The organism is Helicobacter bilis ATCC 51630 (assembly GCF_000686565.1).
Lineage (GTDB): Bacteria > Campylobacterota > Campylobacteria > Campylobacterales > Helicobacteraceae > Helicobacter_A > Helicobacter_A bilis.
The window spans coordinates 1-2,236 of sequence record NZ_JMKW01000098.1 but is presented as its reverse complement, the minus strand read 5'-3'; the positions used below and the strand labels follow the sequence as shown (position 1 = coordinate 2,236).

The following is a 2,236-nucleotide window of genomic DNA, read 5'->3' as shown; positions in this document are numbered from 1 at the left end:
TTTTATCATACACCATATTCATATTATTTAGAGCCTAGCTATTGGAAATTTAGGGGGATATGCAAACTAGACCCTGAAATTTATCAATTTAATGGTGATAAGATAGATAGGAATATTATAATAAAGTGTTAAAGTATTTTGATACAGATTTGGATAATATGTCAAATGTGCAAACATTAAGGGTAAGCGATGATAAAAAATACTTTTCATATTGGTTTGAAAAATGGATTGGAGATAGAATTAAGATAATTTTTGCAATATATTTTAAAAGCGATATGCCAACAAAAAATAATATCAAAAAAATTATATTTTCTAGTTGGTGGCATGATTTAAGACCCTTGCCAGCAGGCAATGAAGGAACAGGATTCTATCTTTCAGAAGATAGGAAAAGTTGTGATTATTTTAAAAAGGAATTAAATGAATAATAAAGAACAAATACAGAAATTACGAGACTATGCAGAGCTTGCATGGGCATCGTATGGTTACTTTCATCTAACAGATAAAGAGTATAAACATGATGATAACGATAAAGAGAGATTAAAGGAATTTAAAGCACTTAAAGCAAAAGCATTAGGAAAAGACATTGATGAAAGCATTTACCCCACCTACACCGATATACTAGATATTACCTATAAATACTATCTTGATAAAAATGGCAAACCTAAAGACTCTTGGTATCATAAACGCTTCTTAGGTGGCGACTTTACTCCCACACAAGCAAAACGCTTCTTTGAACGCTATGAATTACTTATCCATCAACCCAATACAGAATCTGGCTTTTCTGCTACCCTCTTTGGTGAAAAAAGAAAACAAAAGAATACAGAATCTTATTTATAGAAATAAAAAAGATTCAAAAACTAAAAAGGTAACTCTATGAAATACTTTATCTTAATTTTTATTGGTCTTATAACTTTATCATTTGTGCTTCTTGTGGGCTTATCCATACAACTGAAGGAGCTCCTACAAAAGAACAAAAAGAATTAATGGAAAAATATGGAGGAATCTATGTCTTTGATAAAAAACTAAGAGATGAGATAATGGCATTACAAAAACAAGAGCTTATAGAAAGAAAAAAGTAAGCCTTGATGACCCAAACTTTGTTAAAAAATGGTAGCTTTAGAGGAAAAATATTCGATTCTCTCCAATGGTTGCAAATATTATACAGGACTTTTTATAGCCTATGATAATCAAAAAATTGAATCTTATATTCAAAAAATTAAAGATTATATGGGCGATGAAGTTTATAATAAGCTAAAACCCAATATTGTTTTAACAGAATTTTATAGAATAAAAGAAAATGGTGTGGAAAAAGATATACCTATTGAAATTTCTGTATCTATCTCTTGGTATAAAACCACTTATGGAATCTATGGTGATGAAGGCGCGGGATTTAGATTTAAAGAAACAAGAGTTGTGGGAATGGGCAATCTTTTTAACACTTTTTATCTTATTGATAATAAATTCATAAGACATAAAGAGGACAGAACAAAACAAAATTATAAAAGCTCAACTAAGGATAAACAATGAATCCAAAAGATTTTATCGAACAACTTAAAGATTATGCGGATATAGCTGATGCTAGTTATGCAATGTTGCATTATGTTGAAGAAAATGAAGTATTTGATATAGATGATGATAAGTTTAGAGCTAATAATACAGCATTTGAATTACAAGGAAGGTGGGTATATGCTGATGGAATAAAGTTAGGATATAAAATAAAAGAAGAGCATATCAATAAATCTAATCTAGCCAAACAATTATTTAATGATAAAAAAATAAAATTAGAACAACCCACAGCTTATGCTCTAACAATAGAAGCTAGATTCTCTCAAAATATTAAGATAAAAAAACCCAGCAAAGATAAACCTGAAAAAATAGACAATGAAATACAAAACTTTATCAATAGACCTGATGATGACGCAGACATTTCCAAGCAAACCCTACTCGTTGCCACCAACAAATCCCAACAAGACGAAAACCCTGACCTCACCCACATTCTCTCCCCCCCCGCACCAAATACTTCACTTCTCGCTTTGAGATACTCCATCATCAGCCTAATACTTCAAATGGCTTTAGCGCTACATTTTTTTACAATAAAGAATCTAAAGAATACACCCTAGCCATTCGTGGCACAGAATTTAAACTAGACCAAATCCAAGATTTAATCAATGATTACTACATAGGCACAAATAATGATGATTTGGATAAAGTAGTAGAACAATACTTTGATATGCTT

At 30.5% G+C, this 2,236-nt stretch carries 4 protein-coding genes; all 4 read left to right on the top strand.

Annotation, left to right across the window (positions count from 1 at the left end; genetic code table 11):
• Nucleotides 1-125 precede the first annotated feature (125 nt).
• The 4 genes from T368_RS14110 (at nt 126) to T368_RS17350 (ending at nt 2,120) form a co-directional block, all read left to right on the top strand.
• Nucleotides 126-425, top strand: coding sequence for a hypothetical protein (locus T368_RS14110; protein ID WP_051591333.1), 300 nt, complete (start codon nt 126-128; stop codon nt 423-425).
• A complete protein-coding gene (locus T368_RS0111170) occupies nt 418-837 on the top strand; it encodes a hypothetical protein (protein ID WP_004084718.1) in 420 nt (139 codons plus the stop codon). The genes T368_RS14110 and T368_RS0111170 overlap by 8 nt, the downstream gene beginning before the upstream one ends.
• Before the next feature lie 390 nt (nt 838-1,227).
• Nucleotides 1,228-1,527 carry a hypothetical protein gene (locus T368_RS16945; protein ID WP_237022159.1) on the top strand — a complete coding sequence of 100 codons (300 nt, stop codon included), beginning with the start codon at nt 1,228-1,230 and terminating at the stop codon, nt 1,525-1,527.
• The gene (locus T368_RS17350) at nt 1,524-2,120 is read left to right on the top strand and encodes a hypothetical protein (protein ID WP_138160922.1); all 597 of its coding nucleotides are present in this window, start codon (nt 1,524-1,526) and stop codon (nt 2,118-2,120) included. Before T368_RS16945 ends, T368_RS17350 begins: the two co-directional genes overlap by 4 nt.
• Nucleotides 2,121-2,236 lie beyond the last annotated feature (116 nt).

What these genes read in the sequence shown, in the direction of transcription:
- T368_RS0111170 (WP_004084718.1), top strand. Translation starts at nt 418, where the DNA reads ATGAATAATAAAGAACAAATACAGAAATTACGAGACTATGCAGAGCTT.
- T368_RS17350 (WP_138160922.1), top strand. Translation starts at nt 1,524, where the DNA reads ATGAATCCAAAAGATTTTATCGAACAACTTAAAGATTATGCGGATATA.
- T368_RS16945 (WP_237022159.1), top strand. Translation starts at nt 1,228, where the DNA reads ATGGGCGATGAAGTTTATAATAAGCTAAAACCCAATATTGTTTTAACA.